Here is a 1,408-nt window from a genome sequence, read left to right on the forward strand (position 1 = left end):
TGATCTGACCCCAAAAAGTTAGACATAATAAATTAAGCTACTAGTAAGGATTGTTTTCGATATTCAATCGGAGACAGTCCTTTTAGTTTGCTTTTTATTCTATATTCATTGTACCATTTAATATATTTTTCTAATTCTTCTTTAAAGTGCTCTAAACTCTTAAATTCTTGTAGATATAACAATTCAGACTTTAACAACCCAAAGAAGTTTTCCATTACTGCATTGTCTAAGCAATTTCCCTTTCTGGACATGCTTTGTAAAATACTATTTTGTTTTAATCTACTTTGGTACGTTTTATGTTGATATTGCCAGCCTTGATCTGAATGCATAATTAATCCTTCTAAATTATCATGTTTTTCAAATGCTTTATCCAGCATGTCCATGACTTGACCAAAATGAGGGCGATTGGCAATACAATAGCTTACAATTTCACCATTAAATAAATCTAATATTGGTGATAAATACAGCTTTTCTCCAAATAAAGAAAACTCAGTAATATCTGTCACCCATTTTTCATTAGGTTTTGTTGCTTCAAAATTTCTTTGTAAAATATTTGGAGCTATTCTTCCTACTTCTCCACGATATGATTTGTATTTTTTAATTCTTACTTGGCATTTCAAGCCTAATTCTTTCATTAATTTTTGTACTGTTTTATGGTTAATAACAATACCAGAATTTCTTAAAGTCATGGTAATTCTTCGATATCCATATCTTCCTTTACTATTATGATATATTTCCTTAATCTTTAATTTGACCTCATCATATTTGTCTTTTAAACTTAATCTAGATAGATGATAGTAAAAAGTAGGTCTTTTGAGCTTTGCTATGTCTAGTAAAATACTTAGCTTATATTCATGCCTTAAAGAATTTACTACCATTGTTTTTTCTTTATTAGTAAGTTTTCCTTTGCTTCCTTTAAGGCTATCGATTTTTTTAAGTATGCTACCTCAGCTCTCAATCTTTGGATTTCATTTATTAAATCTGCTTCCATATTCTTATCTAATTTCTTAGGTTTTGCATTTTTAGAATTTGATTTCATGTTTACCTCCTTGGGTCTTCCACGCCGTTCTAATAAAAGCCCTTCTTCTCCTTGTTCATAATATATACGTTCCCATTTAAGAAGTGTAGCATCACTTGGAATTCCAAATATAGCTGATGCTTCATTCACACTTAAATGATTTTCATGCATATATTTTATTACATGAATTTTAAATTTACCATCATAATTTCCTGATTTCATAGATAATCCTTCTAATCCATGTATACTATACATTTTCCACCAACGTTCAGCTACCGAATTAGAAGCATTTACAGAATCTGCGGCAGTACCTATAGAATATTTATTTGTTTTCATAAGTTCAATGAATCTAATTTTTGTTTCTAAACTATACTTTGTCATACAAAAAGT

The 1,408-nt window shown here is 29.2% G+C and carries 1 protein-coding gene; it reads right to left on the bottom strand.

Annotated elements, in window-relative coordinates; genetic code table 11:
• Positions 1–32 precede the first annotated feature (32 nt).
• A protein-coding gene (locus CLPU_RS18305; protein ID WP_422717883.1) for an IS3 family transposase occupies positions 33–1,399 on the bottom strand; the annotation gives its coding sequence in 2 pieces (ribosomal slippage) (positions 33–928 and positions 928–1,399; 1,368 coding nt in all).
• Positions 1,400–1,408: the final 9 nt, after the last annotated feature.

Source organism: Gottschalkia purinilytica (assembly GCF_001190785.1).
Lineage (GTDB): Bacteria > Bacillota > Clostridia > Tissierellales > Gottschalkiaceae > Gottschalkia_A > Gottschalkia_A purinilytica.